The following is a 26458-nucleotide window of genomic DNA, read 5'->3' as shown; positions in this document are numbered from 1 at the left end:
GTCCGGGTACGTCATCGGTGCGTGAGGTCGAGCCGGACGTCCACGACGCCCTCCACCGCCCGCACCGCCCGCGCCACCACGGGCACGAGCATCCGGTCGGGCAGCGAACCGCCCAGGGTGACCACGCCCTCGGTCACACCCACCGTCAGGGGATTCATGACCGGGAGCTGCCCCAGGACGCTGTGCCGGATGTCCTGGGCGATCTCCTCGTCGTCACGGAGGAAGACCTTGAGCAGGTCGCTGCGGCTGACCACGCCCTGCAGCAGACCCACGCCGTCCACGACGGGCAGTCGCTTGACGTGCCGGCGGGCCATGATGCGGGCGGCCTCGGCCAGCGAGGCGTCGGCGTGCACGGTCACGGCCGGGGCGCTCATCAGCTCGCCCGCGGTCACCGCGTCGGCCTTCCGCCGAGCGGCCGGATCGCCCTCCTCGGTGTCCCGGAACTCCTCCTTGGCCAGCAGGTCCGCCTCGGAGACCACTCCCACGACCCGGCCCTCGCCCGCCAGGACCGGCAGGGCGCTGACCTTCCACTGATCGAGCAGCTCGACGATCTCCTTGAAGGGCGCCTCGCTGCCGACGGCGACGACGGTGTGCGTCATCACGTGGCTCACGCTGTACGGAGTTTCAGGCATAGCAGCCTCCCGGGGTGTCTGACGAGGTACGGACGACCGTCAGGTCGAGGAAGTGGGTGGAGCACGAGATGCACGGGTCGTGGTTGCGGATCGCCCGCTCGCACAGGGCCGTCAACTCGGCGTCGTCCGGCTCGTGTTCGCCGATCGCACGCTGGGCCAGCCGCCGCAGGTCGTCCTCGATCGCGCCCTGGTTCTGTGCCGTCGGCGGCACCAGCAGGGCACTGGTCACGAGGCCGTCGGCGTCGAGCTCGTAGCGGTGGTAGAGCAGCCCACGGGGCGCCTCGGTGGCGCCGTGGCCGACCCCCGCGACCGGCGGTACCTCGGTGTACGGGCGCGCGGGCGGCTCGTAGCCGTCGATGATCCGCAGCGCCTCCGCGACGGCGTACACCGTCTCCACCGCCCGCACCAGGATCGACCGGAACGGATTGCGGCACACGGCACCCTCCCGCGGATCGCCCAGTCCCGCCTCCACGGCCGCCTGCAGCGCGACCGGCGACAGCCGTGCGCCGCCGATGGCGAAGCGGGCGAGGGAGCCGGTGAGGTGCGGCCGCCCGTCGAGCCGGGAGTGCAGCGCGGTGGAGTGCTCCACATGGGTCTCGGCGACGTGCTCGGTGAACTCCCGCACCGGGAAGGAGGCGGTGCTGCCGTCCGCGCGCAGCACCGTCGGGGTGCCGCTCTCGATGGCGTACGTGTCCGGGGCGGCCAGCGCCAGCAGGTCGGCCTCGACGCGGGCATCGGGGAACTCGAAGCCGGCCACCCAGCGCACGGTCTCCCACGCGTCGTCCAGGCCCTGCTTCAACTGCTCGGCGAGCGGCCGCAGTTCGGCCCGCGTCGGCGCTCGGTGAAAGCCGCCCAGCCGTACGTTCACGGGGTGCACGGCACGCCCGCCCAGAACCTCCATCAGGGCGTTGCCGGCCTTCTTCAGCCTGAGCCCCCGCTCGACCTCGGCATGGTGGGTGCGGGCCAGCTCGATCGCGCTCGCGCGGCCCAGGAAGTCCGGGGCGTGCAACAGGTAGATGTGCAGGACCTGGCTCTCGATCCACTCCCCGCAGTACAGCAGCCGACGCAGGTCCCGGATCACCGGGTCGACCGTCACCCCGCACGCGTCCTCGATCGCCGCGCACGCGCTCATCTGGTACGCCACCGGGCAGATCCCGCACACCCGCGCCGTGATGTCCGGCGGTTCGGTGTGCGCGCGCCCGCGCAGGAACGCCTCGAAGAAGCGCGGCGGTTCGTAGATCTCCAGCCGTGCGTCGGTGACCGTGCCGTCGTGGACGTGCAGACGCAGCGCGCCCTCGCCCTCGACCCGGGACAGCGAGCCGACGTGCAGGACACGGGATCCGCGGTGCGTCACTGGTCCAACTCCTTGTCGAAGGCGGCGGCGTTGAAGGTGTGCAGGAACCGGCCGACGGCGTCCTCGTCCATGCCGTCGCGGCGCAGCAGCGGGATCAGCGCGGGCAGGTTCACCGACCCGGACGGGCCGAAGCAGCCGAAGCAGCCCCGCTGGTACGCCGGACACAGCGCCCCGCACCCGGCGTGCGTGACCGGGCCGAGGCAGGGGGTGCCGTGGGCGACCGTCACGCAGACCGTGCCGCGCCGCTTGCACTCGAAGCACACGCTGTGGTTCGGCACGTCCGGCTTGCGGCCGGCGAGAAACGCGGAGATCACCTCGATGAGCTGCCGGCGGTCGATGGGGCAGCCGCGCAGCTCGAAGTCGACGTCCACATGAGCCGATACGGGGGTGGAGGTGGCGAGCGTGGAGATGTACTCGGGGTGTGCGTAGACCGTGCGCCGGAACTCGTCGACGTCCGCGTAGTTCCTGAGGGCCTGGATGCCGCCGGCCGTGGCGCACGCACCGATGGTCACCAGGTGACGCGAGGCGGCGCGGATGGCCCGGATCCGCTCGGCGTCCTGGGCCGTGGTGACCGAGCCCTCGACCAGGGACAGGTCGTACGGGCCGGGTGCCACCGCGCTGGACGCCTCCAGGAAGTGCGAGATGTCCACCTCGCCCGCCAGCGCCAGGAGTTCGTCCTCGCAGTCCAGCAGGGTCAGCTGACAGCCGTCGCAGGAGGCCAGCTTGAACACCGCGAGCGTGGGGGTGGTCTTCGTGGGGGCGGCCATCTCACAACTCCCTTACGGACAGCAGTGGTTCGGCGCGTTCCCAGTCCACGACCGGGCCCGCCCGACACACCAGCAGCGGGCCGAGCTGGCAGTGCCCGCAGTGCCCGGTCGCGCAGCGCATGTTGCGTTCCAGGGAGACCCGGATGCGGTCGCGCGGTACGCCGCGGTGCGCGAGTTCGCGGGCGGTGGCCCGGATCATCGGCTCGGGGCCGCAGACGAACGCCCAGGTGTGCTCGGGATCGAAGTGCGCCCGCCCCAGCAGCTGGGTGACCACGCCGACGTCCCCGCGCCAGTCCGGATCGGGCTGCTCCACCGTCACTCCGGTGTATGCCGTGGCCCAGCTCTCCATCTCCCTGCGGGCGATGAGGTCGGCCGGGGTGCGTGCCCCGATCAGGACGTTGACGTGCCCGTACGCGGCAGGCCCGGCCAGCGCGCCCAGGATCAGCGGACGCAGCGGGGCGAGACCGATACCGCCCGCCACGACCACCACGTCCCGGCCGCGCGCCCGCTCCAGTTCCCAACTCGTGCCGTAGGGCCCGCGAATGCCGAGGACGTCACCGATCCGGGCCGTGCACAGTCCGTCGGAGACCGCGCCCACCGAGCGGATCGTGTGGGCGAGACCCCCCGTGGCCTGTACGGAGCTCACGGAGACCGGGATCTCGCCGCGGCCGAAGGAGTGCACCATCGCGAACTGTCCCGGCAGGAAGTCGGGGAGTGCGGGGCCGACCGGTTCGAACCGAAGCGTGATCGTGTCCGCGGTCTCCGCTCGACGGGCGACCACGCGATGGGGGACCGGCACGGCCGTCATCGCTCGTCCTTCGTCTCGTGGATCCCGTACAGGTCGACCAGCCGGGCGCGGGCCGCGTTGAGCCGGTGGGCCAGCACCCGGCCCACCCAGTGTTCGACGGAACGCACGAACTCGGGGTCGTCGAGGCACATCAGACGCACGGCGACGGCGTCGAACTCGTAGGCCTGCAAGGGGGTCACGGCCACCGCGCCGAGCTGCCAGACGTACGGCTCGTACAGCCAGGACCAGCCGACGAGGTCGCCGACGCCGAGCGTCTCGATGATCGGCGAGCGGCGGCCGGGCACATGCATGTCGAGGGCGGCCGTGCCGTTGCGGATGATCCAGAACCGGTCGGCGTGTCCGCCCTCCTCGAAGAGCCGGCGGCCCTGTGGGAAGCCGGCTTCGCGGCCGACGCGCAGCAGCCGCTCGCGGTGCTCGGTGGGCAGGGCGTGGTTCATGCGCAGGGCCATCGAGGGGGGCATCAGTCCGACTCCGTTTCGCGTTCGGCCTCCAGTGCGGCCACTTCCTCCGTGATGTCGATGCCGGCCGGGCACCAGGCGATGCAGCGCCCGCAGCCGACACACCCGGTCGTGTCGAACTGGTCGTGCCAGGTGGAGAGCTTGTGGGTGAGCCACTGCCGGTAGCGGCTGCGGGGCGAGCGGCGCACGGGGCCGCCGTGCAGATAGGAGAAGTCAAGGTCGAAGCAGGAGTCCCAGCGCTGCCAGCGCTCGGTGTGGTCACCGGTCAGGTCGGTGACCTCCTCCGTGGTCGTGCAGAAGCAGGTCGGGCAGACCATGGTGCAGTTTCCGCAGGTCAGACAGCGCTCGGCGACGTCGTTCCAGCGCTCGGCGTCCATGCTCGCGCCCATCAGGGAGCGCAGGTCGACCGGGGGAAGCGAGCGGCCCATCCGGTCGCGGGCCGCGTCGACCGAGGCGCGTGCGGTGGTCTCCGTGGCCGTGTCGGCACTCCGGTGCGGGACCCGGTCCAGCAGCCGGGCGCCCTCCTCGCTGCCCACGCGGACCAGGAACCGGTGGCCGTCCTCGTCCACCACCTCGGTCAGTGCGAGGTCGTAGCCGGGGTCGGCCGCGGGCCCGCCGCCGGTGGAGACACAGAAGCAGGTCGCGCCGGGTTCGGTGCACTCGGCGGCGATCAGCAGCGCACCGCGACGCCGCTTCCCGTAGCCGCCGTCCTCGTACCGTCCGCCGGTCAGCACACGGTCCTGGATGGCGATGGCCCGCAGGTCGCAGGGGCGCACGCCGAGGAAGGCGTAGGCCGGGGCCTCGGGCTCGTGCGCGGTGAACGTCAGCTCACCCTCCGCGGTCCTGTCGGCACTCCACAGCCGCTCCCGCGGCGGGTGCAGGAAGTTCTTCCAGGACTGCGGGCCCGCGCTGTGCGCGAAGGCGGCACCGTCCGCGCGGGGCACCAGCCGGTATCGCCCGGCATCGAGGTCGACACCCCAGCCGTACGGCAGCTCGTCCGCCGACGCCAGCTCGGACAGCACGATCGCACCGTCGCGGGCGGTGGGCCCGACGACGGTCCGTCCGTCCGCCACGAGCACCGTGACCAGGGCACTGAGCCCGTCCCGATCGAGCACGGCCGGGGTTGCGGTCATGTCGCTCCTCCTCGTCGCCGGCTCCACCCCCACCCTCCGACCGACGGCCCGGCCGAAGACAGGGGCCAACCGGCCCAGCCGGCAAGCCGACCGGACCTCGAACGCCCTTGAGGGGGGCGGGGCTGTGTCGATATGCGGCTCCGCCGCGTGGGCGCGACCAGCCACATGCGTCCCGCGTTGTGAGGACGGCCTGCCGTTTCGGACCGGCACCCGGCGGAGCGTCATGGCAAGGGCTCGCCCAACTCGCCCTCGACGGCTCCCGCCATCGCCCGCAGAACCGAAAGAGTCCGCCGCGCCTCCACCTCGTCGACCGAGGTGATCGCAAACCCGACATGCACGATGACGTACGACCCCACGTCGGCCTCGGGCGTACAGCTGAGGCACACCTCGCGCCGCACCCCGCCGAAATCGACCGTCGCCATGCGCAGCCCCGCGTCGTCGTGGACCTCCACCACCCGCCCCGGGATGCCCAGGCACATACGCGTTCACCTCTCCTCGGCCAGCCGTGCGGCGGCGACCGCCGCCTGGCCGTAGCTGATGCCGCCGTCCCCGACCGGGACCTGACCGCCGACCAGCACCCGCAGTCCCTGCGCGTGCAGCCGGCGCTTGACCTCCGTCAGCAGCCGGCGGTTGACGAAGCAGCCGCCGCCGAGACAGACCGTGCGTGGCGCACCCTCGGCGACGGCCCGCGCGACGAGGTCCGCGGTGACGATCCCGAGCGTCAGGTGGAAGGCCGCCGCCAGCGGGGCCACCGGTTCCCCGTCCAGCCGCCGCCGCAGCAGATCGGCCAGCGTCGGCGCGGGGTCGTACACCCACAGGCCCTGGGCCCGGACCACCCGATGGGCGAGGGCGGCGGCGTGCTCGGCGCCCGCCGCCGCTTCGAGCAGGACGGCCGCCTCGCCCTCGTAACTCACCCGGTCGCAGAGCCCCAGCAGCGCGGCGACCGCGTCGAAGAGCCGCCCGGCGCTGGACGCGCGCGGGCAGTTCACGCCCTTGGCGACCATCGTGCGCACGGCGGTGACCTCGGCCGGGCCGAGCCGGTCCGTGAAGGACCGGGTGAGCCACGGATACGGGCGCGGTGAGCCCAGCGTCTCGGCGCCGAACAGATGGCCCAGGGCCGTGCGGGAAGGATGGCGTACCGCCGCGTCGCCGCCGGGCAGGGGCGCGGTCGCGAACCTGCCCACGCGACGGTAGCCGCTCAGGTCGGCGACGAGGATCTCGCCGCCCCACAAAGTGCCGTCGTCGCCCAGCCCCAGACCGTCGTAGGCGACACCGAGGAAGGGCCCGTGCACCCCGTGTTCGGCCGCGCAGGCGGCCACGTGCGCGTGATGGTGCTGCACCGGAATCCGGCGCAGAGGCTGTGCCTGGGCCCACTGCGTGGACAGGTAGCCGGGGTGCAGGTCGTGGGCCAGGACCGCCGGCTCGATCCCGGTGAGCCGCCTGAGGTGCTCGTACGACGCCAGGAACGCGTCGTGGGCCGCGAGATCGGCCAGGTCGCCGGTGTGCGGGCCGACGTGGGCGCGGCCGTCGGCGGCCAGCGTGAACGTGTGCTTGAGCTGGGCGCCGGCCCCGGCGACCGGCTCGCGCACGGGAAGCGGCAAGGGGGCGGGGGCGAGCCCGCGGGCCCGGCGGACCGTGATCCGGGTCCGTCCGGTGAACTGCACGACCGCGTCGTCGTAGCGGGACCGGATCGGCCGGTCGTGGGTGAGGAAGCCGTCCGCGACACCGTCCAGGGTGCGCCGGGCCTCGGTGTCGTCGACGGCGATCGGCTCGTCGCTGAGGTTGCCGCTGGTGACCACCAGGGGGCGGGCCAGCTCGTCGAGAAGGAGGTGGTGCAGGCCGGTGGTCGGCAGGAACAGGCCGACGCGCGCCAGACCGGGGTGCACCTCGCCGGCGAGCGGGGCCGTGCCGTGCCACCGGCGGCGGGCGAGCAGCACCACCGGGCGCTCCACAGACGTCAGCGCCTGCCACTCAGTGGCGCCGATCCGCGCCAGCCGGGCGGCCGTGTCGATGTCGCGGACCATGACGGCGAACGGCTTCGACGGACGGTGCTTGCGCCGCCGCAGCTCCGACACGGCCGCAGGATCGCCCGCGTCGCACACGAGTTGGTAGCCGCCGAGGCCCTTCAACGCGATGATCCCGCCGGCCTCGACCGCCTTGACCGCCGCCCGCAGCGCCTCCTCGCCGCGCAGCTTCTCCCAGGCCAGCCGGGGGCCGCAGGCCGGGCAGGCGACCGGTTCGGCGTGGAAGCGCCGGTCGGCCGGGTCGGCATACTCCGCCGCGCATTGCGCACACAGCGGGAAGCGGCGCATGGTCGTGCGGATCCGGTCGTAGGGCAGGTCATCGATGATCGTGGCGCGGGGCCCGCAGTCCGTGCAGTTGATGAACGGGTAGCGGTGGCGGCGGTCGCGGGGGTCGTGCAGCTCGGCCAGACAGGCGTCGCAGATCGCCGCGTCGGGCGGGATCTCGCGCGGCGCCGTGTCCGCGTCGGCGGGCGAGCTGTGCCGTACCCGGAAACCCTGGCCGTGGGCCGGCTGGGGCAGGCCGCCGGTGAGCCGTACGCGGCGCACCCGGGCGAGGGCCGGCGCGTCGGTGCGCAGGCGGGCGGCGAACTCGTCGATCGCGTGGGGCGGCCCGGCGACCTCGCCCTCCACGTGCCCGTTGACATTGGCCACCCAGCCGTCGAGGCCGAGCGCGGACGCGGTGCGGTACACGAACGGGCGGAAGCCGACGCCCTGGACGATCCCCTCCACGTGGAAGCGCCGCACGGTCATGCCGGACTCCTCGCCCCGGTCTCCCGGTGCCGGGCGATCTCGAACTCGACGGCCCTGACGAGCGGTTCCACGGCCGCCTCGACGGCGAGGGAGAGACCGGTACCGAGCGCGCTCTCGGCACCCTCCACGGCGTACACGACGAGATGATCGGGCAACACGCCCAGGACCCGGGCGAGTTCGACGGCCTCGCCGAGGCCGAGGCCATGCGAGCTGGTCGTCGGGGACTGCGCCAGGAGTCCGGCATCGAGTTCGAGACGGTGCACCCGGCCGGGTGTCCCCGGGTGCGCATGGGCGGCGTCCACGACCACCGCGAGGACGGCGCCCTCCCACAGCCCGATCAGCCGCCCGGGATCGCCGTCGCAGGTGGCCAGCACGGTGCCCGGCGGCAGGGGCCGCCGGGCGGCGCGCTCCTGCAGCCGGGTCAGCACGGCCCAGCCGACGCCGTCGTCGCGCCGGAACTCGTTGCCGACGCCTATGACGGCGATGCGTGTACGCGTCCTCATGGTCCTCACGGTGCCCCGACCCCTTCCGGCCCCACAGGGGCCGAAGGACCCCACCGCCGGGGCCGACCCTCCCGGGCTACGCGGGAACGACGGCGACCGGGCACCGGCAGTGCTCCAGCAGCTGCCCGAGCGTGGCATCCGGGGCCGGACGCCGACCGACCACCACCAGTTCGGCGCCTTCCGAGGCGTGGACGAGGGCCTCCACCGGCGTGAACAGCACGACGTCCTCCAGGACGTCGACGTCCGGGTACTTCGTGCGCCACGGGCGCAGCACGTCGGACAGCAGCTGCACCTCGTGGTCCTCCCAGGTGGCGCGGTCCTCCTCCAGGACCGGGAGGAGCGAATCGGCGGCCTGCGCGGGCAGCTTCCAGGCGTGGACGGCATGCAGCCGCGCGCCGCGCAGCCGGGCCGCCTCGAAGGCGAGGTCGAGCGCCCCGCTCACCGGGTCCCGGACGTCGACACCGACGGTCACGCCGGCGGAGGGACCCGGGGGGCCTTCATCGGCCGGCGTGCCGGGCACCAGGACCACCGGACCGGCGGATTCCGCGGCCAGGGCCGCCGCGGTCGAGCCCACGGTGATCCCGGCGTGACAGCCCTCGCCGCGCAGGCCGAGCACGATCAGCTCCGCGTCCGCGCCGGCGGCACGCAGGACCGGGGCCGGCATTCCGGTGAGTCGGGTGCCCCGGGCTCGCAGCGCCGGGTGCCGGTCGGTGAGCTCGGCCACCACGTGCTCGGCCACGGCCTCGGGACGATACGGCCACTGCTCCACCGGATCCAGGGAGGCAGGCGGCACCACGTGCACCACCCGCAGGGGCAGCCCTCGCAGCAGCGCCTCACGGGTGGCCCAGTCGGCCGCGGCACGGCTGCGTGCAGACCGGTCGACGCCGGCGATGATCACTCGTTGCATGGTGCGCCGCCTTCCGGGCCGCGGGCTTCTTCCCATCCTGGCCCCGCACCCCGTGCCTGCGCAGGGGCCGAACGGACCCGATCGGAGACCCGGCGGCCCATACCTGCCGGTAGGTCACCGGACGAAGCTGGCAGCGAGGAGCTGACCGAGCGCTGGAGGTGCGCATCATGCTTCCGCCCGTCATCGCCGGAGTCGACGGATCCGCCGAGAGCCTGGCCGCGGCCGAGTGGGCCGCCCGCGAGGCCATACGCCGAGATCGGCCGCTGCGGCTCGTGCATGCCTGGAACTGGCATCCCCGCCAGGAGACCCGCGAGATCGCCACGGCCGCTCAGCGGCACCTGGCACGGCGCTCCCTGCGGCAGGCGGGTGACCGGATCCGCCGTACCTGCCCCGGCGTCAAGCTCGATGACGACCAGGTCGAAGGTCCCGCGACCGCCGCCCTGCTGCACGCGGCCGAGCAGGCCGACCTGCTGGTGCTGGGCTCACGCGGCCTCAGCGGGTTCACCGGGTTCCTCGTCGGTTCGGTCGCGCTGGGCGTCGTGGCGCGGGCGAGCCGGCCGGTCGTCCTGGTCCGGGCCGGAGAGGAGGCCTCCGACGAGCATCTACCGGACGGCGACGGCCACGCGTCCACCCGCACCGGACACCGGGACGTGGTCCTGGGCATCGACCTCGCCGATCCCTGCGAGGACGTGATCGAGTTCGCCTTCGAGGAGGCCCGGCTGCGGGGCGCGCGCCTGAGGGTCGTGCACGCCTGGCAGCAGCCCTCTCCGGTCGGACTCGGCTCCGGAGACATCGGCCTGGTGAACGGTCCGGACCGGGCCGAGGAGTGGCTCGGCTTCCTGACCGCCGTCCTGCAGGTGTGGCGCGACAAGTACCCCGGCGTCGAGGTCCTCGAGAACGTGACCGAGGGCCGCCCGCAGTCCGTGCTGGTGCGGGCCGCATCCGGAGCGAGCCTGCTCGTCGTCGGCCGCCGCACCACCGAACGGCCCACCGGCCCGCGCACCGGCCCTGTCGCCCACGCGGCCATCCACCACGTCGGCTGCCCCGTGGCCGTCGTACCGCATGCCTGAGAGGCCCCCATGAGCAAGCCGACGAGGTACGTGTACGAGTTCGCCGCGGGCGGCCGTGACATGGCCGCCCTGCTCGGCGGCAAGGGCGCCGGACTCGCCGAGATGACGAGGATCGGGCTGCCCGTCCCGCCCGGCTTCACCCTCACGACCGACGCCTGCAAGGTCTACCTGGAGACGGGTGGGGAGCCGCCCGAACTCGGCGTCGAGGTGGCTCAGGCCCTGGCCGGCCTGGAACAGGCCATGGGCCGGACCCTCGGCGCACCCGACGACCCCCTGCTGGTGTCCGTGCGCTCGGGCGCCCGTTTCTCCATGCCCGGCATGATGGAGACCATCCTCGACATCGGGCTCAACGACCGTTCCGTCACCGGGCTCGCGAAGGCCTCCGGACAGGAGCGGTTCCCCTGGGACTCCTACCGCAGGCTCATCCAGATGTTCGGCCACACCGTGATGGGCGTGGACAGCGACCTGTTCGAGCAGGCCATCGCCGCGCACAAGGCCCGGCACGCGATCGCCGACGACCGCTTGCTCGACGCCGGTGAACTCGCCCGGATCACCGAGGAGTTCAAGGCCATCATCCGCAAGGAGACGGGCGAGGACTTCCCGCAGGACCCGGCCGACCAGCTCTCCCGCGCCATCCGCGCGGTCTTCGACTCCTGGAACACCGAGCGCGCCCGCGTCTACCGCCACCGCGAGCACATCCCGGAGGACCTCGGCACCGCCGTCAACGTTCAGGCCATGGTCTTCGGCAACCTCGGCTCCACTGTGGCATCTCAAAGCAGTGGCACCGGCGTCGCCTTCACCCGCGACCCCGCCACCGGCGAACGCGGCATGTACGGCGACTACCTGCCCGACGCGCAGGGCGAGGACGTCGTCGCCGGCGTGCGCGACGCCCTGCCACTGAGCGCGCTCAGGACCCTCGACCCGCGCGCGTACGTCGAACTCGGCGACCACCTGCGCACCCTGGAGAACCACTACCGCGACCTGTGCGACGTCGAGTTCACCGTCGAACGCGCCAAGCTGTGGATCCTGCAGACCCGCGTCGGCAAGCGCACCGCCGAGGCAGCCTTCCGTATCGCCCACGACCTGCGCGAGGAACAGATCATCTCCGCCGACGAGGCTCTGGTCCGCGTGGACGGCGCTGAACTCACCCGGCTGATGTTCCCCCGCTTCGACGTCAAGACCACTGACCGGCCTCTCGCCCACGGCGTGCCCGCCTCACCGGGCGCAGCCGTGGGAGCCGTCGTCTTCGACTCGGCCGAGGCGGTACGCCGTTCCGCGGCCGGCGAGAAGGTCGTCCTGGTACGCCGGGAGACCACCCCCGACGACCTGCCCGGCATGATCGCCGCGCAGGCCGTCCTGACCAGCCGGGGCGGCAAGACCAGCCACGCAGCGGTCGTCGCGCGCGGCATGGGCAAGGTGTGCGTGTGCGGCGCCGAGGCACTCGCCGTCGACACCGCCGAGCGCCGGTTCGCCACATCGTCGGGCGTCGTCGTACGCGAGGGCGACACCGTCTCCGTCGACGGCACCGCGGGCACCGTCCACCTCGGCGAACTCCCGCTCACCGCGTCCGACGTCGGCCGCGCCCTGGAGACCGGCACCGCGGCAGGCCCGCTCACCGAAGCGGTGCTCGGCGCACTGGCCCACGCCGACTCCGTACGCCGCCTGGAGGTGCGGGCCAACGCCGACACCCCCGAAGACGCCGCCCGCGCGCGCCGCCTGGGCGCGCAGGGCGTCGGCCTGTGCCGCACCGAGCACATGTTCCTCGGCGAGCGCAGGGCGCTGGTCGAGGCGATGATCCTGGCCCGTGACGACACCGCACGCGAACGGGCCCTGGCTGCCCTGCTGCCGCTGCAGCGCGAGGACTTCACCGGAATCCTCGGGGCGATGGACGGCCTGCCGGTGACGATCCGGCTGCTGGACCCGCCGCTGCACGAGTTCCTGCCCGACCGCACGGAACTCGCCGTCCGCCTCGCCCGGGCCACCGATCCGGACCCGCGCGACCGTGAACTCCTCGCCGCCGTCGAGCGCATGCACGAGCAGAACCCGATGCTCGGTCTGCGCGGAGTGCGCCTGGGCCTGGCCGTGCCCGGCCTGATGGCGATGCAGGTCAGGGCCGTCGCCGAAGCGGTCACCGCCCGCCTGCGGGCCGGCGGCGGCCCGCGGGCCGAGATCATGATCCCGCTGGTGGACACCGTCGAGGAACTGCGCCTGGCCCGGGCCGAGACGGAACGTGTACTCGCCGTCGTCGCGTCCGAGACCGGCACCGAACTGGACTGCCCCATCGGCACGATGATCGAACTGCCGCGCGCCGCACTCACCGCCGCACGCATCGCCGGGTCCGCCGACTTCTTCTCCTTCGGCACCAATGACCTCACCCAGACGACCTGGGGCCTGTCCCGCGACGACGCGGAGGCCTCCTTCTTCCCGCTGTACCTGGAGAAGGGCGTCTTCGAGGTCTCGCCGTTCGACTCGATCGACCAGGAGGGCGTCGGACGCCTCGTGGAGCTGGCCGTCGAGGCCGGCCGCTCGGTCAACCCGCGTCTGGAGACGGGTGTGTGCGGCGAGCACGGCGGTGATCCCGACTCCATCCACTTCTTCCACCGAGCCGGTCTGGACTACGTCTCCTGCTCGCCGTTCCGCATTCCTGCGGCCCGGCTGGAGGCGGGGCGGGCGGCGCTCATGAACACCACCGGGACCAGCGACAGCAGGTGACACGCCCAGAACGGGGAGAACAGGGCCGGTGAAGCCTCCCGGTGGCTTGGTCACGCAACCGTCCTGATCACTGCGGACGTCCACGGTCATCCGACGCCGGGTGCGGGTGGCAGACTGAGGTCCGTGACGGATCAGGTGCCGGCAGGCGCTAGCGTGGTCGGTGCCGACGGCGAGGACCGTGCTGGTTCGGTGCTGGGTCGCGGGGCGGAGTAGGGGGAAGCATGCAGGTCGGAGCGGCGCGGTGAGAATTCTGCACACCTCCGACTGGCATCTCGGCCGGGCGTTCCACCGGGTGAACATGCTCGGGGCCCAGGCCGAATTCATCGGCCACCTCGTCACGACCGTGCGCGAGCGCGGTGTGGACGCGGTGGTCGTGTCGGGGGATGTGTACGACCGTGCGGTGCCGCCCCTCGCCGCGGTCGAGCTGTACGACGACGTGCTGCACCGCCTCGCCGACCTGGGCGTGCCGACGGTGATGATCTCCGGGAACCACGACTCGGCGCGCCGACTGGGGGTAGGGGCCGGCCTCATCGGACGCGCGGGCATCCATCTGCGGACCGAACCCTCGGCGTGCGGGACACCGGTGGTGCTGTCGGACCCGCACGGGGACGTGGCCTTCTACGGCCTTCCCTATCTCGAACCTGCCCTGGTGAAGGACGAGTTCGGCGTGGAGAGGGCCGGACACGAGGCGGTGCTCGCCGCCGCCATGCACCGTGTCCGCGCCGACCTCGCCACGCGCGCGCGTGGCACCCGGTCCGTCGTCCTCGCGCACGCCTTCGTCACCGGCGGCGAAGCCAGCGACAGCGAGCGGGACATCACCGTCGGCGGGGTCGCCGCCGTGCCCGCGGGAGTCTTCGACGGGGTCGACTACGCGGCCCTCGGCCACCTGCACGGCTGCCAGACGATCACCGAGCGCGTGCACTACTCCGGCTCCCCGCTGCCGTACTCCTTCTCGGAGGCCGGCCACCGCAAGAGCATGTGGCTCGTCGACCTCGGGGCCGACGGCTTTGTCGCCGCGGAGCGCGTCGACTGCCCGGTGCCCCGCGCCCTGGCCCGGATCCGGGGCACCCTTGAGGACCTGCTGGCCGATCCGCAGCTCGCCCGCCACGAGGAGGCGTGGGTGGAGGCCACCCTCACCGACGCGGTCCGCCCGGCCGATCCGATGGCCCGGCTCATCGAGCGCTTCCCGCACACCCTCAGCCTCGTCTTCGACCCCGCGCGGGCGCCGGACGACCCCGACGTGTCGTACGCCAGGCGGCTCGCGGGCCGTAGCGACCAGGAGATCGCCGAGGACTTCGTCGCCCATGTGCGCGGCGCCGGACCCGACGCACGCGAACAGGGCGTGCTGCGGGACGCGTTCGACGCGGTGCGCGCGGACGAGGTCCTGCGGGAGGTGGCCCGATGAGGCTGCATCGGCTGGACATCACCGCGTTCGGGCCGTTCGGCGGATCCCAGAGCGTCGACTTCGGCGAACTGTCGGCGGCCGGGCTCTTCCTGCTGCACGGACCGACGGGAGCGGGCAAGACGTCCGTCCTCGACGCCGTGTGCTACGCCCTCTACGGCACGGTCCCGGGCGCACGCCAGAGCGGCCAGGGCCTGGCCCTGCGCAGCGACCACGCGGCATCAGGCACGCGCACCGGAGTGACCCTCGAACTGACCGTCGCGGGACGCCGGTTGGAGGTCACCCGGCAGCCGCCCTGGGAGCGCCCCAAGAAGCGCGGCTCGGGCACCACGCTGGAGAAGGCCCAGAGCTGGCTGCGCGAGTACGACCCGGCCGTCGGCGCCTGGAAGGATCTCAGCCGCTCGCACCAGGAGATCGGCGAGGAGATCACCCAGCTCCTCGGCATGAGCCGCGAGCAGTTCTGCCAGGTCGTCCTGCTGCCCCAGGGCGATTTCGCGCGCTTCCTGCGTGCCGACGCCGAGGCGCGCGGCAAACTGCTCGGCCGCCTCTTCGACACCCACCGCTTCGCCGAGGTCGAGAAGCGCCTCGCCGAGCGCCGGCGTGCCGCCGAGGCCCAGGTGCGCGAGGGGGACGCCGCGCTGCTCGCCGACGCGCACCGCATGCAGCAGGCGGCGGACGGCGCCCTCGAGTTGCCGGAGCTCCAGCCGGGGGAGCCGGGGCTGGCCGAGGCGGTGATCACCGCCGCCGCGGTCGCCCGCAGCACCGCTCGCGAACAGCTCACCGTCGCCCACTGCCGTCTCATGGCGGCAGAGTCCGCGCAGGCGGCTGCCGAGCGCAGCCTGGAAGACGTCCGTGAACTGGCAAGGCTGCAAAGGCGGTTCGGCGAGGCCCGGGAGCGTGCCGAGCGGCTGGAGGAGCGGTCGGCCGCGTACCGGCAGGCGCAGGAACGCATGGAGCGGGCCCGCAAGGCCGAGGCGGTGGCGCCCGCCCTGGAGCTGCGCGACTTCGCCGAGACGGAACACCGGCGCGCGGCCCGGGCGGAGACACGCGCGCGTGCGCTGCTGCGATCGGCCCTCGGCGCGGAACACGCCGTGCGCCGAGCGGAGAGCCCGGACGTGGGTGCGGCCGGGTTCGCGGGGGCCCGAGATGGTGGCCGCGAGGCGGGTGCGGCCGGGCTCGCTGGGCCAGGGGATGTCGGCTGCGACGCGGGCGCGGCCGGATCCGCCGGTGCGGGGGACGGCGACGTGGCCGCCGAGGCGTCCGGGTTCGCGCCGCCGAGAGGCGCTGTCGCCGAAACCGGTGCGAGCGGACCCACGGCGTCGCGGGACGCGCGCGATGACGCCGGCACGCGCGAGGAATCGCACACGCGCGTCGAGTTGCACGGCTGTCTCGCCGATGCCGGTGCCGCAGGACTCGCCTCCGCCGCGCGCCGCACCGCAGAGGAACTCGGCGGGCTGGAGTCCGCCCGCCGTGCCGAGCAGCGGCTGGCCGGACTGGTCCGGGAGCGCACCGACCTGGACCGGCAGGAGCGCGCCGACGAGGGCGTGCTGCAGGAGGCCGAGGCCTGGCTCGACGGCTGGGAGACGACCCGCTCCGCACTGCAGGCCCGTATCGAGACCGCGCAGGAGGCCGCGACGAGGGCCGAACAGCTCGGCGTGCAGCGCGAGCCCGCGCAGCGCAGGCTCGGCGCGGCCCGGCAGCGTGACCAGTTCGCCCGCGACACCGACCAGGCCCAGGCACGCGTCCTCGCATCCCGCGAACGCGCCACCGAGGCCCGCGCCCACTGGCTCGACCTCAAGGAACAGCGGCTGAACGGCATCGCGGCCGAGCTGGCCGCAGGGCTCACCGACGGCGAGCCCTGCGCCGTCTGCGGCGCCACAGAACACCCCGTTCCCGCGCGCAAGATCGCCGGACACGTCGACCGGGAGGCGGAGGAGCGCGCCCTCGCCGCCTTCCAGCGCGCCGACGAACAGCGCACCGAGGACGAGCGGCGCCTCGCCGTCGTACGAGAGGCGCTGGCCGCCGCCACGGCCGAGGCGGGTGACGCGCCGACAGACCGACTCGCCGAAGAGGTCGAGGAGTTGGAGCGGCTCTACGCGCGGGAACGCGGTGCCGCCTCGGAACTGCACCCGGCGAGCGAGCAGCTGCGGCAGGCGGAGCACGAGCACGAGCGACGGACAGCGGTGCGGCAGCAGGCGGCGGTCAGAGCCGCCTCGCGGGTGGGCCACCGCGAGCGGCTCGACCGCGAACGGGCGGGCCTGGAAGAGGAGTTGGTGCGGGCGCGCGGTACGGCGGACAGCGTCGCCGCCCGGGCCGCGCAGCTGGAGAAGCGGGTCGCGCTGCTCACCGACGGCGCCGACACCGCGCGGGCCGCCGAGGACACGGCGCAGCGGCTCAAGGACGCCGACGCCCGGCTCGCCGACGCCGCCTACCGGGCCGGTTTCGACACCCCGCTGGCCGCGGCCGCGGCACTCCTCGACGCCGCCGCCCACCGCGAGCTGCAACACCGCCTGGACGCCTGGCAGTCCGAGGAGGCCGCCGTGCGCGCCGTCCTCGCCGAGGCGGACACCGCGGACGCCGCCCGGCAGCCGCGCGCCGACCTCGCGTCGGCGGAACGGGCCGCGGCCGGTGCGGCCCAACGGCTGCGCGACGCGGCCTCCGCACGGGACGCGGCGGCCCGCCGCTGCACCGAACTCGACCGGCTCTCCGCCCGCTCGGCCGCGGGAATACGACGCCTGGCTCCGCTGCGCGAGGAGTACGACCGGGTGGCGCGCATGGCCTCCCTCACCGCGGGCACCTCCGCGGACAACGAGCGGAAGATGCGCCTGGAGTCGTATGTGCTGGCGGCCCGCCTGGAGCAGGTGGCCGCCGCGGCAACCGTGCGGCTCCAGCGCATGTCGTCCGGCCGTTACACCCTCGTCCACTCCGACGACCGGGCCGGACGCGGCCGCAGTGGTCTCGGGCTGCACGTCGTCGACGCCTGGACCGGACGCGAGCGGGACACGGCGACGCTGTCGGGCGGTGAGACGTTCTTCGCCTCGCTCGCGCTGGCCCTCGGCCTCGCGGACGTCGTCACCGACGAGGCCGGTGGAGTCCGCCTGGACACGCTCTTCATCGACGAGGGCTTCGGCAGCCTCGACGACCAGACCCTCGACGAGGTCCTGGACGTGCTCGACTCCCTGCGTGAGCGGGACCGCAGCGTCGGCATCGTCAGCCATGTGGCGGACCTGAGACGCCGGATCCACGCGCAACTGGAGGTTGTGAAGGGCAGATCCGGTTCCGTGCTGCGCCGGCGCGGCGCCGGCTGAGTCAGTGGCCGAGGGGGCGCCGGGGCAGCGGCGAGGAGTAGACGACGCTCGTGGTCACCGAGCCGAGCGCGCCGATCCTGCCCGACACCTCTTCCAGGTGGCGCATCGACCGGGCGGCGACCTTGATGACGAAGCAGTCGTCGCCCGTGACGTGGTGCGCCTCCAGGATCTCGGGCGTGACGGCGACCAGGTCGCGGAAGGGCTTGTAGTTCCCGTTCGGATAGCGCAGCCGCACGAACGCCAGGATCGGCAGTCCCAGCCGCTCGGGGTCCACGACGGCCGCGTACCCCTGGATGACGCCCGCCTCCTCCAGGCGGCGCACCCGTTCGGTGACCGCGCTCGGCGACATGGAGACGGCGCGGGCCAGCTCGGCGAAGCTGGCCCGGCCCTCACGCTGGAGGACGTCGAGGATGCGCCAGTCGGTGGCGTCCGGGGAAAACACGGTCATCCTGGATGGATAGCAGGGGAAGCCCCGGCCGATCAAGGGGTGCCCCGGGGATCCTCGCTTCAGATGGCCGAACGGCAGGCATAGATTCGTTGTCATGACCACTGACGTCGTGAACCCCGTCCTCCGGGTGGCTCCTGCCACACCTGCCGAGGCCGCCGTCCACTTCCGCGCGAGCCTCGTCTTCCACGCCGACGTGTCGGACGTCGCCGCCGCGCTCGCGGCCGACGGCGACCCCGGGTTCGTCGTCCTGGACTCCCGCTCCACCGAGTCCTGGGACCAGGGCCACGTCCCCGGCGCGATCCACCTGCCGACCGCGCTCATCCCCGGGCAGGCCGAACAGCTCCTCGACAAGTCCGTCCCGGTGGTCACGTACTGCTGGGGCCCCGGCTGCAACGGCGCGACCCGCGCGGCGCTCGCCCTCGCCGAACTCGGCTACCGCGTCAAGGAGATGCTCGGCGGCTTCGAGTACTGGGTGCGCGAGGGCTTCGCGTACGAGACCTGGGAGGGCCGCGAGCGCCGCGCCGCCGACCCGCTCACGGCACCGAAGGACACGGAGGACTGCGGCTGCTGAACGCCCGACGACCACCTCGGTCCCGCCCCGCGCCCGGCGCGCGCGGCGCATCGCGGACGCCCGCCACCGATCGCACTCGGCGGCCCGGTAGGCTCCAACTACGCGGCAGTCGACGGCACTTCTGGAATGGTGGGCTCCTTGTGCGTGTACCGTTCTGCGCCATGGTGCGATACGCGGAACCCGGTGTGGCGGAGTGGGTCGAGTCGGATGGCGGGCCGCTGATCGCGGTGCCGGAGACGGTTCTGCCGTTCTGGGCGGGCGCCGACGGCGAGGAGAACGCCTCCGACTACGACCGCGCCTGCGAGGTCGACGGGTACGTCGGACTGCTCCCGGTCGGCGACTCGGCCGCGCTGGTCCTGGGCGACGAACCCGCCTCCACCGCCTTCCTGCCGGAACACGGCACCTTCGTACGGTGGTGGGCGGCCGGCTCCGAGGACGAACTCCTGGCCGGTGTCCCGGCGGCCCTCGCCACGGCGGACTGGGAGCACGAGATGAGCTGGGAAGTGCCCGGCACGGTCGTGCTGTTCGACTCGGCCTGGCCCGGCAGCGAAACGGACCGCACCGACTGCCTCCGGGTCGAGCTGGAAGCGGGAAGGTACGCGGTACGCGCGGCCAACGTCCAGCCGGGGCCGGAGACTTGGCTGGGCCTCGTACAGCTGCGACGCATCGAGCAGGGACAGGCGAGTGCGGGTGAGCGGCCCCGCATGGGCACCCCGAAAGGCCACCCGATCCAGGCACCCCGGATGGGCGGCAACGCGTAGTGCGCCCAGCGACCCGGACCATCGCATGCGCCGGGTCGGAGCGTTGCCCTTCCTGGTCGTTCATGACCCGGCCCGCCTCATCGCGTGGCTCGCACGGACGAGGCGGACCGGGGCACGGCCAGGAGATCGGCTCGGAGGGCGGCTTCCGCCGCTGACCCGATCCAAGCCAAGCCTGGCCTGGCCTCAGAGCCGGGACAGCTCGTCCACCAGGTCGTCCAGGCCGAGCGAGCCCTGCGAGAGCGCCGCCATGTGCCAGGCCTTGAGGTCGAACGCGTCACCGTGCCGCTCGCGCGCCTTCTCCCGGCCCAGCAGCCAGGCCCGCTCACCGAGCTTGTAGCCGATCGCCTGGCCCGGGATGGTGAGGTAGCGGGTCAGCTCGCTCTCCACGAAATCCGCCGGACGACTGCTGTGCGCACCGAAGAACTCCAGGGCCAGCTCCGGAGTCCAGCGCTCGCCGGGGTGGAAGGGGGAGTCCGCCGGGATCTCCAGCTCCAGGTGCATGCCGATGTCGACGATGACGCGGGCGGCCCGCATCATCTGCGCGTCGAGGTAGCCGAGCCGCTGCTCCGCGTCCGTGAGGTAGCCGAGCTCGTCCATCAGCCGCTCCGCGTACAGGGCCCAGCCCTCGGCGTTGGCGCTGACCCCGCCGATGGTGGCCTGGTAGCGGGAGAGGTTACCGGCGACGTGCGCCCACTGCGCGAGCTGGAGGTGATGGCCGGGGACACCCTCGTGGTACCAGGTCGAGACGAGGTCGTAGACCGGGAAACGGGTCTGTCCCATGGTCGGCAGCCAGGTGCGGCCCGGGCGCGAGAAGTCCTCCGACGGGGGTGTGTAGTAGGGCGCCGCCGCACCACCGGGCGGGGCGATGCACGACTCCACCTTCCGTACCCGCTCGGCGAGTTCGAAGTGCGTGCCGTCCAGCTCGTCGATCGCCTGGTCCATCAGACCCTGCAGCCAGTCGCGGACCTCGTCGACGCCCTCGATGTGCTTGCCGTGCTCGTCGAGATGGGCGAGCGCCGTCCACGGGGTCTCGGCGCCGGGCAGGATCTTCTCGGCCTCCTGCTGCATCTCGCCGAGCAGACGGTGGAACTCGGACCAGCCGTACGCGTACGCCTCGTCCAGGTCGAAGTCCGTGCCGTTGAAGTAGCGCGCCCAGCGGGCGTACCGCTCGCGGCCCACCGTGTTCGACGCTCCCTCGATCGCCGGCGTGTACACCTCGCGCATCCAGTCGCGCAGCTCCACGACGGCCGCGGTCGCCGAGCGGGCCGCCTCGTCCAGCTCCGTGTGCAGCGCCTCGGGGCCCGCCGAGGCGAAGTCCTCGAACCAGCCCCGGCCCTTGCCGTCCGTGTCCGACCACTCGGTGAGCTGTTCGACGAACGTGGCCGTCGGGCGCGGAGCCGCGTGCAGCTTGCGCTCCAGGCCGAGGGCGAGGGACTCGCGGTAGCCCGCCAGCGCTGCGGGCACGGCACGCAGCCGCTCGGCGATCGCCGCCCAGTCCTCCTCGGACTGGTTCGGCGTCACGGTGAAGACCTCGCGTACCGAGTGGGCGGGCGTGGCCATGTTGCCGACGGCGCGCAACCCCTCTTCTGCCTCGTGCACGGCCAGTTCGGCGGTGAGCCGCTCGCGCAGCAGCCGGCCGCACCGGCGCTCGATGTCACTGTCCGCGCCGGGCCGCCGCTCGGCCTCGTCGAGCCGCGCCAGCGTCCGCCGCGCCAGCTCCGCGAGCGCCTCCTGGCCCGCGGGCGACAGATCGGGCAACCTGCTCGAACTCTCCTTCACACCGAGGTACGTACCGGTCACCGGGTCGAGGGCGATGAGGTCGTCGACATACGCGTCGGCGACCTCGCGGGGCAGCGGGTTCGTGGTCTGTGACATGCGGTCCATCCTCATACGAGGGGCCGCCGCACGTCACCCGTATTGAGCCGAGGGCGTAGGCGGCAGGAGCGGTCCGCAGTCCCACTGCTGGAAGATCAACCGGGTCTCGACGCGGGCCACTTCACGCTGCGAGGTGAACTCGTCCAGGACCAGCCGCTGCAGGTCCGCCATGTCCGCGACCGCGACATGGACGAGATAGTCGTCCGGCCCGGTCAGATGGAAGACGGTACGGGACTCCGGCAGCACCCGGATGCGCTCCACGAACGGCCCCACCAACTCCCGTCGATGCGGCCTGACCTGCACGGACAGCAGCGCCTCCAGACCCCGACCGAGCTTGGCCGGATCAAGCCGCAGCTGATGCCCGAGGATCACGCCGGAGCGGCGCAGCCGGGTCACGCGGTCCAGGCACGTCGAGGGCGCCACGCCGATCTGCGCGGCGAGGTCGCGGTAGGTGGTCCGGGCGTCGTTCTGCAGCAGCCGCAGCAGATGAAGATCCACCGGATCCAGTACGACAGATTCGGCCATTGGTCGAACGTAGCACGGTGTTCGAATCCCGTAACCCGGTGGTTGTTCATTCTCCGTCCATGGACTCCACGAGAGCACTGGCCACCGAAGCCGTCCATGCCGGCCGCGACGACCTCGCCCGGCAGGGACTGCACGCCCCGCCGATCGACCTGTCGACCACCTATCCCTCGTACGACAGCCGCGGCGAGGCGGCGCGCATCGACGCCTTCGCCATCACCGGCGCCGAGCCCGAGGGACCGCCCGTCTACGGGCGCCTCGGCAACCCGACGGTCGCCCGTTTCGAGACCGCGCTGGCCCGTCTGGAGGGCACCGAGTCGGCGGTGGCGTTCGCCAGCGGCATGGCCGCCCTGACCGCCGTCCTGCTGGTACGGGCGTCGATGGGCCTGCGCCACGTCGTCGCCGTACGGCCGCTGTACGGCTGCAGTGACCACCTGCTGACCGCCGGACTGCTCGGCTCCGAGGTGACCTGGACCGACCCCGCCGGGATCGCGGACGCCCTGCGCCCCGACACCGGACTGGTGATGGTCGAGTCCCCGGCCAACCCGACCCTGGCCGAGGTCGACCTGCGGGCCGTCGCCCACGCCTGCGGCTCCGTCCCGCTGCTCGCGGACAACACCTTCGCCACGCCGGTACTGCAGCGCCCCGCCGAACACGGTGCGCGGCTGGTGCTGCACAGCGCCACCAAGTACCTCGGCGGACACGGGGACGTGATGGCGGGCGTGGTGGCCTGTGACGAGGAGTTCGCCGGGCGGCTGCGGCAGGTCCGGTTCGCCACGGGCGGCGTACTGCACCCGCTCGCCGGCTATCTGCTGCTGCGCGGCCTCGCGACGCTTCCGGTGCGGGTCCGGGCCGCCTCCGCGAACGCCGCCGAACTCGCCCGCCGCCTCGCCGGCGACCCGCGGATCACCCGCGTCCACTACCCGCGCATCGGTGGCGCGATGATCGCGTTCGAGGTGGCCGGCGACCCGCACGAGGTCATCGCGGGCGTCCGCCTGGTCACCCCCGCCGTGAGCCTCGGCAGCGTCGACACCCTCATCCAGCACCCGGCCTCCATCAGCCACCGCATCGTGGGCGCGGAGGACCGCCGGGGTGCCGGGGTGAGCGACCGGCTGCTGCGGCTGTCGGTGGGCCTGGAGGACGTCGAGGACCTGTGGGCGGACTTGGACGGCGCCATGGGGCGCGTCCGCGCCCCTTCGGGGGCGCGGGGCACCGCGCGGCCGGCCACGGCGCAGCCGCTCGGTGCCCCATAGCCTTCAGGGCGCTTCGGCGTTGGTGACCCTTACGGCGCCCTCTCCAAGCGGAGTGCCCAGCCGGGCCGTGATGACCAGGGTGCCCTCCTCGATCTGGTAGTCGAGGGGGAGCCCCAGGCCACGCATCGTCGTGACCATGCCGGTGTTGGACGCCTGCGTCACGGCGTACACGCTCTCGCAGCCCGCCTCTGCCGCCATCGCCACCAGCCGCTCCAGCAGTTCGGCGCCGATGCCGCGCCGCTGCCACTTGTCCTCGATCAGCAGCGCGACCTCCGTCTCGTCCCCGTCCCACAGCAGATGGCCCAGGCCCACGACGCGGCCCGACGCGGTCTGCACCGCGAGGGTGCGGCCGAACCGTGGGCTGAGCAGGTGGTTCAGGTAACGGTCCGCGTCACCGACCGGCCCGTGGTACCGCATGCCGAGCGTCCGCGCCGAGCACCGCTCGTGCATCGCCTTCGCGGCCTCCAGGTCGCGTACGTCGGCCCGCCGCACCGTGATCTCGTTGCCCTCGGGCAGCGTCAGCACGTCCTGGCCGGCCGGCACACGCGGCCCGAGCCGGGCGTCGAGCTCCACCAGCGCCCGCGCCCGGGCGAACTCGGTCGGGGTGAACGGCAGATACGGCCGCTCCACGGTGATCTGTCCGCCTTCCGGCGCGCGCAGCCGCATCACCGTGTCCTCCAGCGCCCCTTCCACGGGCACCTGCTCCGCGCCCCGGCCGCCGCCCACCGGCGCGGCGGGCAGCTGGCGGATGGTGCACCGGCCGAGCAACTGCCGCAGTGCGAGCGGCAGTTCCGCCGCGTCCAGGGCGGTGCGGGTGGCCAGGCCCAGGACCCGGGTCGGCGCGTCCACCAGGTCGTGGGCGTCGGCCCGCTCGATCCAGGTGTCGGCGCCCCCGGCCAGCGACACCACCCGGGCGAGGTCGGAGCCCATGAGTTCACCGGGAGCCCGCAACAGGAACTCGTCCACCGTGCCCTCGGCCAGCGGATGCGTCTGCAGGCTCAGGATGTCGACCCGGCGGCCGGCGAGCGCCGTGCACAGCGCGGCCAGCGACCCCGGCTCGTCCTGCACCGTCGTCCGCATCCGCCACAGCGTGCTCTCGCCGTGCGCGGCCTCCGGCGTGGCCGGCGACCCGTCGGACGGCCCGGTCTGCTGCTTTCGCGACAGCGACCGGGCGTCGGTATCGCTCGTCGGCGGTGCGTGACCGTGGCGGCGTGTCCACCACGTCTGGAGCCCCTCCATGGCGGACCGGGCGACCGCCCGCACGGGACGGTCCTGCTTCGCACGCGTCACATCAGATATGTCTCGACTCATACAACCACTGTGAAGGAACGGTGTTGCGTGATCACGAACGCTTTGTGACCGACGGGTAAAGCGTGGTTATGCGCCTTTTGGAGGCCTTCTTGCGCTTGTGGTGCGGTAGCCGGCCCGATCGCGCTCCCGGGCACGCGAAGGCCGCGCACCGGGGGATGACGCCGGTACGCGGCCTACGGGAAAGAATACGGGAGTTACTGGCCGACGCGGCCCGGCTGCAGCGTCTGAGTGAACAGGACGGTGCCGTCGTACTCGCGCAGACGCACCGTCAGCTCGCCGCTGTCCCCGTCGATGTCGACCTCGCCGAAGAACTGGTAGCCCTCGGCGGGGGAGACGTTCGCGGTCGTCGGTGCCTTCACGTACACCCGGTCCGGGCCGAACGTGCCGTCGAGCGCGTTGGCCGGGAAGGCGCCCGCGTTGAGCGGACCGGACACGAACTCCCAGAACGGCTCGAAGTCCTTGAACGCGGCCCGCGACGGGTCGTAGTGCTGCGCCGACGTGTGGTGCACGTCGGCCGTCAGCCACACGGTGCCGGTGATCCGCCGGTGCTTGATGAACCGCAGCAGCTCGGCGATCTGCAGCTCACGGCCGAGCGGCGCGCCCGGGTCGCCCTGTGCGACGGCCTCGAAGTTCGGCTTGCCCTCGTTCGCGTCGGGCACGACCAGGCCGAGCGGCATGTCGTTGGCGATCACCTTCCACACCGCACGCGACGTGGAGAGCTCCCGCTTGAGCCACTCCAGCTGCTCGCGGCCGAGGATGCCCACAGGGTCCGTGGTCCGGTTGTCCGGCGAGTTCGCGTTGCGGTAGGTGCGCATGTCGAGCACGAACACGTCGAGCAGGGGGCCGTGGTTGACGACGCGGTAGATCCGGCCGTCCGGGCGCCTGCTGAGGGAGGAGATCGGGAAGTACTCGGAGAAGGCCTGCCGGGAGCGCAACGCCAGGTCGTCGAGCTTCGTGCCGGCCGGGTAGGGCGTGCCGGAGCCGATGACCTCGCCCGGGTACCAGTTGTTGCGGACCTCGTGGTCGTCCCACTGGATGACGTTCGGCACCTGGGCGTTGAACCGGCGCAGCGCCTGGTCCAGCAGGTTGTAGCGGAAGTTGCCCCGGTAGTCGTCGAGGGTGACGGCGACGTGGGACTTCTCCTCGGTGGTGACGCTCCGGTAGACGCTGCCGTCGGGCAGCGTGGCGGCGGCGGCGATGGGCCCGTCGGCGTAGATGTTGTCGCCGCTGCACAGGAAGAAGTCCGGGTCCACCTTCGCCATGGCGTCGAAGACGCGGTAGCCGCCGATCGACTCGTTGATGCCCCAGCCCTGTCCCGCGAGGTCCCCGGACCACACGAACCTCACGTCATGTCGCCGCCTGGCGGGCGCCGTGCGGAACGTGCCGGTCACCGGTTCGCCGGTGCGGCGCGGGTCGTCGGGGTCGGCGAGCAGGACGCGGTAGTGGATCTGCTCGCCCGACGGGAGCCCGCGCAGCCGGGTCGTACCGGTGAAGTCCGAATCCGCGCCGAGCAGAGGACCGTGCCATCTGCGCGGGTTGCGGAACGACTCGGTCGCGGACGTCTCGACGACCATCCGGGCCGGACGGTCGGAGCGCACCCACACCAGACCGGAGTCGCAGGTCACGTCTCCCGCCTGCACGCCCCAGCCCGCCTTGGGGCGCCCGGACAGGGCGAACGCCGGTGCCGCGCCGAGGGCGGTGGGCAGAGTCAGGGCCGCCGACGCGGCCAGGGAACCGCGCAACACGCTACGGCGGCCCGGGAACGGACGGTGGGACATGGATGCGCCTCCAGGGACGGGATCCGGCCAGTGTGCGATGCCAGACCTACTGGTGCGCCGCAGCGCACACGGAAACCACAGGTGAACAACTGACCGCAGGGGCACGGAGAC

21 protein-coding genes and 1 pseudogene are annotated in these 26458 nt (G+C 73.0%); 7 read left to right on the top strand and 15 right to left on the bottom strand.

Annotation, left to right across the window (positions count from 1 at the left end; all coding sequences use genetic code 11):
• Positions 1-11: 11 nt before the first annotated feature.
• The 10 genes from ACYUED_RS05735 to ACYUED_RS05690 form a co-directional block, all read right to left on the bottom strand.
• Positions 12-632, bottom strand: a complete 621-nt coding sequence (locus tag ACYUED_RS05735) for a CBS domain-containing protein (protein ID WP_491291230.1) — start codon at positions 630-632, stop codon at positions 12-14.
• On the bottom strand, positions 625-1986 hold the full coding sequence (locus ACYUED_RS05730) for a Ni/Fe hydrogenase subunit alpha (RefSeq protein ID WP_491291229.1): 1362 nt from the start codon (positions 1984-1986) through the stop codon (positions 625-627). The genes ACYUED_RS05735 and ACYUED_RS05730 overlap by 8 nt, the downstream gene beginning before the upstream one ends.
• Positions 1983-2753: an NADH-quinone oxidoreductase subunit B family protein gene (locus tag ACYUED_RS05725; RefSeq protein WP_491291228.1), complete on the bottom strand. Its 771-nt coding sequence runs from the start codon at positions 2751-2753 to the stop codon at positions 1983-1985. The genes ACYUED_RS05730 and ACYUED_RS05725 overlap by 4 nt, the downstream gene beginning before the upstream one ends.
• A gap of 1 nt (position 2754) precedes the next feature.
• Positions 2755-3561 (bottom strand): FAD/NAD(P)-binding protein, encoded by an 807-nt coding sequence (locus tag ACYUED_RS05720; RefSeq protein ID WP_491291227.1) that lies wholly within the window; start codon positions 3559-3561, stop codon positions 2755-2757.
• Positions 3558-4022 (bottom strand): Crp/Fnr family transcriptional regulator, encoded by a 465-nt coding sequence (locus tag ACYUED_RS05715; protein ID WP_491291226.1) that lies wholly within the window; start codon positions 4020-4022, stop codon positions 3558-3560. Before ACYUED_RS05715 ends, ACYUED_RS05720 begins: the two co-directional genes overlap by 4 nt.
• The gene (locus ACYUED_RS05710; RefSeq protein ID WP_491291225.1) at positions 4022-5152 is read right to left on the bottom strand and encodes a 4Fe-4S dicluster domain-containing protein; all 1131 of its coding nucleotides are present in this window, start codon (positions 5150-5152) and stop codon (positions 4022-4024) included. Before ACYUED_RS05710 ends, ACYUED_RS05715 begins: the two co-directional genes overlap by 1 nt.
• 221 nt (positions 5153-5373) lie before the next feature.
• Positions 5374-5631, bottom strand: a complete 258-nt coding sequence (locus ACYUED_RS05705) for a HypC/HybG/HupF family hydrogenase formation chaperone (protein WP_491291224.1) — start codon at positions 5629-5631, stop codon at positions 5374-5376.
• 6 nt (positions 5632-5637) lie between these two features.
• Positions 5638-7926: a carbamoyltransferase HypF gene (gene hypF / locus ACYUED_RS05700; protein WP_491291223.1), complete on the bottom strand. Its 2289-nt coding sequence runs from the start codon at positions 7924-7926 to the stop codon at positions 5638-5640.
• A complete protein-coding gene (locus tag ACYUED_RS05695) occupies positions 7923-8429 on the bottom strand; it encodes a hydrogenase maturation protease (RefSeq protein ID WP_491291222.1) in 507 nt (168 codons plus the stop codon). Before ACYUED_RS05695 ends, hypF begins: the two co-directional genes overlap by 4 nt.
• 76 nt (positions 8430-8505) lie before the next feature.
• Positions 8506-9336, bottom strand: a complete 831-nt coding sequence (locus tag ACYUED_RS05690; protein WP_491291221.1) for a universal stress protein — start codon at positions 9334-9336, stop codon at positions 8506-8508.
• 167 nt (positions 9337-9503) lie between these two features.
• Here ACYUED_RS05690 and ACYUED_RS05685 point away from each other — a divergent pair, with 167 nt between their 5' ends.
• The 4 genes from ACYUED_RS05685 (at position 9504) to ACYUED_RS05670 (ending at position 17828) form a co-directional block, all read left to right on the top strand.
• Positions 9504-10406 (top strand): universal stress protein, encoded by a 903-nt coding sequence (locus tag ACYUED_RS05685; protein ID WP_491291220.1) that lies wholly within the window; start codon positions 9504-9506, stop codon positions 10404-10406.
• 9 nt (positions 10407-10415) lie between these two features.
• The gene (gene ppdK, locus ACYUED_RS05680; RefSeq protein WP_491291219.1) at positions 10416-13118 is read left to right on the top strand and encodes a pyruvate, phosphate dikinase; all 2703 of its coding nucleotides are present in this window, start codon (positions 10416-10418) and stop codon (positions 13116-13118) included.
• Positions 13119-13359: 241 nt separating this feature from the next.
• A complete protein-coding gene (locus ACYUED_RS05675) occupies positions 13360-14523 on the top strand; it encodes an exonuclease SbcCD subunit D (RefSeq protein WP_491291218.1) in 1164 nt (387 codons plus the stop codon).
• Positions 14520-17828, top strand: a complete 3309-nt coding sequence (locus ACYUED_RS05670; protein WP_491291217.1) for an AAA family ATPase — start codon at positions 14520-14522, stop codon at positions 17826-17828. Before ACYUED_RS05675 ends, ACYUED_RS05670 begins: the two co-directional genes overlap by 4 nt.
• Before the next feature lies 1 nt (position 17829).
• Here ACYUED_RS05670 and ACYUED_RS05665 read toward each other — a convergent pair whose 3' ends face one another.
• The gene (locus tag ACYUED_RS05665) at positions 17830-18276 is read right to left on the bottom strand and encodes an Lrp/AsnC family transcriptional regulator (protein WP_266530816.1); all 447 of its coding nucleotides are present in this window, start codon (positions 18274-18276) and stop codon (positions 17830-17832) included.
• A 94-nt stretch (positions 18277-18370) separates the two neighbouring features.
• On the opposite strand from ACYUED_RS05665, the gene ACYUED_RS05660 reads away from it, so the two are divergent.
• Positions 18371-18847, top strand: coding sequence for a rhodanese-like domain-containing protein (locus tag ACYUED_RS05660; RefSeq protein ID WP_491291216.1), 477 nt, complete (start codon positions 18371-18373; stop codon positions 18845-18847).
• A 161-nt stretch (positions 18848-19008) separates the two neighbouring features.
• Positions 19009-19515: pseudogene (locus ACYUED_RS05655) on the top strand (immunity 21 family protein); the annotation flags it as partial.
• 276 nt (positions 19516-19791) lie between these two features.
• On the opposite strand, the gene ACYUED_RS05650 reads toward ACYUED_RS05655, so the two are convergent.
• Both ACYUED_RS05650 and ACYUED_RS05645 read right to left on the bottom strand, forming a co-directional pair.
• On the bottom strand, positions 19792-21483 hold the full coding sequence (locus ACYUED_RS05650; RefSeq protein WP_491291215.1) for a DUF885 domain-containing protein: 1692 nt from the start codon (positions 21481-21483) through the stop codon (positions 19792-19794).
• A 33-nt stretch (positions 21484-21516) separates the two neighbouring features.
• Entirely contained in the window at positions 21517-22008 is a 492-nt protein-coding gene (locus ACYUED_RS05645; RefSeq protein WP_491291214.1) for an Lrp/AsnC family transcriptional regulator, read from the bottom strand.
• 59 nt (positions 22009-22067) lie between these two features.
• Between ACYUED_RS05645 and ACYUED_RS05640 the strand changes: the two genes are divergently transcribed.
• A complete protein-coding gene (locus ACYUED_RS05640; protein ID WP_491291213.1) occupies positions 22068-23258 on the top strand; it encodes a trans-sulfuration enzyme family protein in 1191 nt (396 codons plus the stop codon).
• Between the two features lie 3 nt (positions 23259-23261).
• On the opposite strand, the gene ACYUED_RS05635 is transcribed toward ACYUED_RS05640, so the two are convergent.
• Positions 23262-24569 carry a GNAT family N-acetyltransferase gene (locus tag ACYUED_RS05635; protein ID WP_491291212.1) on the bottom strand — a complete coding sequence of 436 codons (1308 nt, stop codon included), beginning with the start codon at positions 24567-24569 and terminating at the stop codon, positions 23262-23264.
• 194 nt (positions 24570-24763) lie between these two features.
• A complete protein-coding gene (locus ACYUED_RS05630; protein WP_491291211.1) occupies positions 24764-26347 on the bottom strand; it encodes an alkaline phosphatase D family protein in 1584 nt (527 codons plus the stop codon).
• Positions 26348-26458: the final 111 nt, after the last annotated feature.

This window comes from Streptomyces sp. DF42 (assembly GCF_058267695.1).
Note: the sequence above shows the minus strand (reverse complement) of the source record. Positions and strands in the feature narration are given on the sequence as shown.